Here is a 6,895-nt window from a genome sequence, read left to right as displayed (position 1 = left end):
CTGGTGCAGACAGGTTGCCCGCTGCATCTTTGATGGTCGCTGTCGCTACAAATTCAGCGCCTTGGGCTGCGTCCATTGCAACATCAACGATCACGTGTTTGGCACTAAGATCCGCTGCAGTCACTACGTGTTCAACACCGTTCACTGAAACAGTATCACCTGCTTGTGCATCTGCTGGTAAAGCAACGGTCACCGCAACTTTGCCATCCTTGACTTCAGCTTGGCTAATCCAGTCATCACCATTGCCAATTGACACTGAGGTAGGTGGCGTGACCTTTTGTATAGAGTTATTTTGTTCTACTACAAGGTCAAAACTAGCCGCATCATTTCCTGCAACATCTTGAATCGCTAAAATATCATTTCCAGAAGTTGAATCTGTGTATTTTACCGATACAGTGTCGTCTTTTTGAATTACAGGGACTGTAATGATGATGATTTTGTCAGCCTCAACCGTAACCTTAATCTGATCTTCAGTTAAATTTTGACCATTTACTGTAATAATGAACTGTTCTGTAGCAGGAGAATAATAATCATCAAGCAATTCATCATAATCAAGAATTATTTGCCCTTGTTCATTAATTGTAACATTTTCAAGCTTAGGCGCTACACCATCCACAGTCGAGTTGTTCTCGATTGGACCTGTGCTGAAGTCGGCAACGTCATTGCCTGCGGTGTCTTGTAGGGCTTTGTCGTCATCTTGAGCCGATGGATCTTGATAAGACACTTCAACCTGTTGACCCGGTAGGATTGGGTTCACCGGCACCAGCGTGGCTTTGTCACCCTCCACTAGTACGTCAGCAATTTCAACTTCTTTGCCATCCACGATCACAGTGAAGTCATTGTTGCTTGGTGGGTTGGCTGGGTCTAGATTTTCAGTGAAATCCAGCTCAACTTGACCCTGGTCTGTCACTTGCGCGTTTTCAAGCTTAGGCGCTACACCATCCACAGTCGAGTTGTTCTCGATTGGACCTGTGCTGAAGTCGGCAACGTCATTGCCTGCGGTGTCTTGTAGGGCTTTGTCGTCATCTTGAGCCGATGGATCTTGATAAGACACTTCAACCTGTTGACCCGGTAGGATTGGGTTCACCGGCACCAGCGTGGCTTTGTCACCATCCACTAGTACGTCAGCAATTTCAACTTCTTTGCCATCCACGATCACAGTGAAGTCATTGCTGCTTGGTGGGTTGGCTGGGTCTAGGTTTTCAGTGAAATCTAGCTCAACTTGACCCTGGTCTGTCACTTGCGCGTTTTCAAGCTCAGGTGATGTCGTGTCTTTCGAGCTACCTCCACCAGATGCAGCAGCACCTGCTAATGCTGCAATTCCTAAACCAGTGACAATCGGCCAGAGGTAAGGTAAAGCGCTTGACTCTGAGTCAGCATATAATAATGGCTCGATTTTATCGAGTTTAACGTATTCAATATCCCCAAGATCGTAATAAAATAGATCTTCTTCATTGGTTCTAAACACCAATGAGCTTTCATCTTGTACAAAGTTTTGAATTTCTAAAATTTGGCCATTTTTTAAGGTAATAACAACCTTATTACCTAAATATTCAATGCTTTTAATTTGTTTTGGATCAAGATCAAGTAATACCACCGAATCTTCACTGAGTTTTATACCCGCTTGTGGATTTTCGGCTACTTGATTGCTCCAAGCCGCCTTAGAAATTATTTGCACCTGCATATATTAATCCTAATCTAACCTATGTTTTACATGGTCATTATCTAATGAAAAATCGTTAAATAATTCACCTTATACATTAACATAATATAACCTATACCACATCAAAATGTGTGACATGGTTATCATTTAATTATTAAATAGTTAGCATAAAAATAGGCTTAAATAAGAGTGTTTAGGTAGACTAACAAGTGCTGATTTGACCTACAAAAAACCCGCCAATTTGGCGGGTTTTTCAGTTTCATATAAAGTCTTTACTAACGCTCACGTAGCGCTTCTTGAGCTTTATTAAATGGTTTAATCAAGTAATCAATCACAGTCTTACCACCAGTTTTAATATCAACCGTCGCTACCATACCCGGTGTAATATTAAATTGTTGGCCTGATTTATTGCTTAGTTTATCACTATCGGTACGAATATAAACGCGATAATAGAACTGATCTTGCTTCACTTCATCACGAATCGTATCAGGTGAAATGATAGTCACTTTACCCTCTAATCCGCCATAAATAGAGTAATCATAGGCTGTGATTTTAACCAAAGCTTCTTGGCCTGGACGAATAAAAGCAATATCCCGTGGTGAAATACGTGCTTCAATGAGAAGCTTCTCATCTAAAGGTACAATGGTCATTAAATTACCATTTTGTGGAATTACCCCACCAATGGTCATGACATCAATTTCTTTAACTACACCACGCATCGGTGATTTAAAAATAGTACGACTTAAAGTATCCGATTTACCTCGCACCACTTGTTGTTGCGTCTGGATATCCGTGCTGGCTTTGGCCAATTCTTCACGTGACTTTACATAGTATTGGTTACGAATGTCATTCATCTGATTGCTTAGATCATTGGCCTGACGTTTAAGACGTAACACTTCAACTTCACTCGCTGCACCTTTGGCCACTAAAGGTTCTGTCATACGTAATTCTTGTTCAACCAAACTTAAAGCCTGACGTAAGCCTGACAAAGATTCTTCTAAGTTAGCACGACGAGAATTATATAAAGCGGTTTCCTCTTGTACCAATTTGGCTTCTTTGAGCACCTCTGGTGGAAAAGCCAATGCTGTGCCGTTGACTTCTGCACGTAAACGCGCTGCAGTGGCCAGTGACGATAGTAACAGTGACTCTGATTCACCGACATTTGATTCAAAACGGGTTGGATCGAGTTGAGCCAGCACCTGACCTTGCTCAACAATCTCACCTTCTTTGACATTGAGTTTGGTTAAAATACCGCCCTCTAAAGATTGAATCACCTGCTCTTTAGATGATGGCACCACTTTACCCGTACCTGTCGATACTTCTTCTAACTTAAATAACCATGCCCAGGTTAATAAGGCTGCCAAGCCAATACAAACAATCCAAATTGTAATGCTAGATTTTGGTAATGGTGGTTCGAGCTCAGTGACTTTTTGTACTTTTTTACTCATCATTTCGCTCCTGCTGCTGGTGCCGGACGTTTTTGTGTCGATTGATTTAAGATTTGATCACGTGGACCATCCATCACGATCTTACCGTCATTCACCACAATAATTCGATCAACCAATTGCAATACCGCACGGCGATGCGTTGCCACCACCATAGTGCGATTGGTGAGCCATCCTTTTAAATGATCAATCAATTGTTTTTCAGAAACATCATCAATGGCAGCGGTTGGTTCATCTAACAATAAAATGTTCGGCTGACGAATAAGTAAGCGCGATAACAACAGTGCCTGACGTTGCCCACCTGAGAAGCCAACACCGCCTTCTAAAATCACATGATCTAAACCTTCTTTTTTCTCTTGCACAAAGTTAATTGCACCAGTGATTTTCAGCGCTTGTAAAATATCATCATCTGTGGCGAGTGGTGCACCTAAGGTGAGGTTTTCACGCACTGTACCGTAGAACAATTGTGCGCCTTGATTGAGTAAACCCATATCACGACGTACATCCGATGGGTCAATCAAATTGAGCTCAATACCATCAAGCTTAACTTTACCTTGCACTGGCTCTTGCATCCCCGATAACAGTTGCAGCAAAGTTGATTTACCCGCACCGTTACGTCCTAAGATCGCTATTTTTTCCCCAGGCTTAATTTCAAGTTTAGGAATTACTAAAGTCGGTTTTGGATCATCTGGACCATATTTAAAGGTCACACCTGCAAGTTCATAATGTCCTTGAATCGCTGGACGATGAATCAAGGAAGTATGATCAGGTTGATCAACAGGCTTACTCATCAACTCATCTAAACCCTTTTTCGCTACTTTAGCTTGTTGTAAGCGACCAAGTACACCTGCCAGTTGAGAGATTGGTGCTAACATACGAGATGATAAGATCGAACATGCCACCAATGCACCCGTAGTCATTTCACCGTCCATTACGGCAAATGCCCCCACCAGCACCACAATCGCAAAAGTTAAACCTTGTATTTTTTGTGTCCATGCCGTCATTAAGCCTACGATTTTACGTTGACGCATTGCCACATCGGCGGAGACTTCATTCATATGGTTCCATTGGTTTTGGAAACGCGCTTCAGCACGTAGTAGCTTGACATCTTCAATGCCTTGCACAGCCTCAACCAACATCGCATTACGAATCGCACTTTCACGCATGCCTTCTTGTGCCAATTTAGCCAAAGGCTTTTGCGCTAAAATACCTGGTAAAATCATTAATGGCACAACCACCAACATCACCCAGAATAAATTACCGCCGATGAGCCAGAAAATCCCTAAGAATAAGAAGAAAAATGGCAAATCAGCAATTGCCGTCACGGTGGTTGAAGTCACCAGTTCACGGACACCTTCTAATTCACGAATTTGCGAAATAAAGGTCCCCGTTGACTTTGGACGTTCGCTGTTTTTAATGCGAATTGCATGACCAAAGACACGATCTGAAATACGTAAGTCCGCCCGTTTACCAATCACATCCGATAAATAAATACGACTCACACGTAATACAAACTCAAAAATCGCGGCAATAAGTACACCACCGGCTAAGACCCACAGTGTAGGAATCGATTGTGCCGGAATCACGCGGTCATAGACGTTCATAGAGAAAACAATGGTAGCCAGCGCCAAAATGTTTGCCAGCAGTGAGGCAAACATAATATCCATGTAGCGTTTCCAGTCTTTTAAGACAATTGACCAGAACCAATTTTTTTCAAATGGTTTAATGTATTCATCAACACGCGCATCAGGCACTGATTTTTCAGGACGCAATACATAAACATAACGCGCATGCTCTTTGAGCTGCTCTCGCGTTAAGGTTTGTGCAAGACCTTGATCACCACTAAATTGCACACTGCTATTGCCTTCACTGTCGACTTTATCAATGACTGCAACTTGCCCACCGTTAAACTCAACAATCACTGGCAAACGCCATGGATTGACTAGATCATCGGAAAATGCGGCTTTACGTACACTCATGCCTACTTGGCGTGCCATGACGTTGATTACATCATCTACAGTTTGATTGGGATTCCAGTCCAATTGTAAACGAATACGCTCTTCCGAAGGTTCAATACGATAGTGCCTTGCGATCACGAGAACCGCTTGCAGCCATGGTTGGTAGTTGATTTTCGTACTCATTATTGAACTTCAAACCCCTGAATAGAAATATTATTTAGGTCATATAAATCGCGTGAGCGTCCTGTCTGCGCAATATAATTGACAATCGCGGCATAGATATCATAACGTGCTGATTCAATCTCTTGTGCCGCACTATGAATTGATTGCTCTGCGTTTAAAAGATCCACCACAGTACGTGTACCAAGCTTATATTGTTCCTGATAAAGCTCTTTGGTGCGTGTTGCGGTTTCTTTACGCGCCATCAGTACACTCATTTGACGCTGTTTATTTTCAATTTCTTCTCGTAACACGCGTACTTGATCGAGCACATTTAAGTATTCAGTATTCATACGAGCACGTGCCGCTTGTTCGGCATAACTAGCAGCACGTGTACGCGAGGCAGTGGCACCACCTTGATAAAAGTTGCTGCTCGCTTCAAGCATAATGGAATTATAAAAACCGTCGTCTTTATTGTTATTCGGATTGCGGCCATTGACTGCTTGACTGACCGAACCTTTCACATTCAAGGTTGGATAATTACTTAAACGGGTTTGTTCTATTTCAGCTTTTGCAACTTGAATCTGGGCTTGTGCCAACATCATTTTAGGCACTTGGTTAAATTCAGGCTCTTGATAGAGATTTGAGTCGACAATTAAACGCTCAGGTAAAGTCCACTCTAAGCCCGACACATCAAAGCCTAACAATGTGCGTAGTTTTTGTTGATACTGACGTAACTGAGTTTGTTGCACGATCATATTAGAGCGTGAGGCTTCTAAATAAGACTGTGCTTGTACAGGATCGGCTTGACTACTGATCCCTGCGCGGGCACGTAGATTGGCAATTTCGTTAATACGCGCAATACCACTGATTTGCTGTTCAGCGATTTTGGTAATTTCTTGATAGCGTTTAATATTGACAATGGCATTGGCCGCTTGATAAGCCACATCATCAACACTCACCAATACATTGGCCTGCTCAGCCAACAGCTGTGCCTCTTCTACATTGACATTACTTTTGACCTTGCCAAAGTCATACAACATCTGCGTAACATTTAGACTAATGACCTGTCTTCCACGTTCGCCACTGGTTAAATCCCCAGTACCTAAACCACCTGAGATCTGTGGATAGTAGGCAGCTTTGGCCACGTCAATATTGGCATTTTGCGAGGCTAACGTCGCAATCGCCTGTGAAATATCCGGGTTACGTTGCACAGCACGTAAAATCGCTTCATTAAAACTCAAACGATTAATACTGGGGGTGTAATTCGCCCCACTCGGTAGGTTCGGATCAAAACGTGTCACCATCGGCAATTCGGGAATTGCGGATGTGTCGACCTGGAAGTTACTCAGCTCTTGAACATTTGCTTTATTAAAGTTTTCATTACTCTTAGGCGCCAAAAAGTTACGGCTGTTTTCCTTCAAAGTATTGAAATACTGCTTAGGTGTATCCGCATACGCTGTAGCGACCGCAAGAGATAATGTCAAAATTACTCCCTTAATCACATTAGCGTGTACCCCACATCCTTGTTTTGCTTTAGTTTTTTGTCTAAATGCCATAATCAATAAGTATGAATGAGCTAATATTTTTGGGTATTTTACCTTGTTTATAAAGAAATTTTTGTTTTTTTATTTTCAAGGACTTGTTTTTCCTATCATACATAAAAAAAC

General features: G+C 42.2%; 4 protein-coding genes. All 4 read right to left on the bottom strand.

Going from position 1 to position 6,895, the window contains the following annotated elements:
• On the bottom strand, positions 1-1,684 hold a 1,684-nt coding region (locus tag AC5YCI_RS06560), incomplete at its 3' end, for a SwmB domain-containing protein (RefSeq protein WP_496175303.1).
• Between the two features lie 254 nt (positions 1,685-1,938).
• Complete coding sequence (locus AC5YCI_RS06555) at positions 1,939-3,111, bottom strand: HlyD family type I secretion periplasmic adaptor subunit (protein WP_496130452.1); 1,173 nt, start codon at positions 3,109-3,111, stop codon at positions 1,939-1,941.
• Positions 3,111-5,249, bottom strand: coding sequence for a type I secretion system permease/ATPase (locus AC5YCI_RS06550; RefSeq protein WP_496130451.1), 2,139 nt, complete (start codon positions 5,247-5,249; stop codon positions 3,111-3,113). Before AC5YCI_RS06550 ends, AC5YCI_RS06555 begins: the two co-directional genes overlap by 1 nt.
• The gene (locus AC5YCI_RS06545; protein WP_496130450.1) at positions 5,249-6,784 is read right to left on the bottom strand and encodes a TolC family outer membrane protein; all 1,536 of its coding nucleotides are present in this window, start codon (positions 6,782-6,784) and stop codon (positions 5,249-5,251) included. The genes AC5YCI_RS06550 and AC5YCI_RS06545 overlap by 1 nt, the downstream gene beginning before the upstream one ends.
• Positions 6,785-6,895 lie beyond the last annotated feature (111 nt).

The organism is Acinetobacter sp. CY17, from assembly GCF_059515825.1.
Note: the sequence above shows the minus strand (reverse complement) of the source record. Positions and strands in the feature narration are given on the sequence as shown.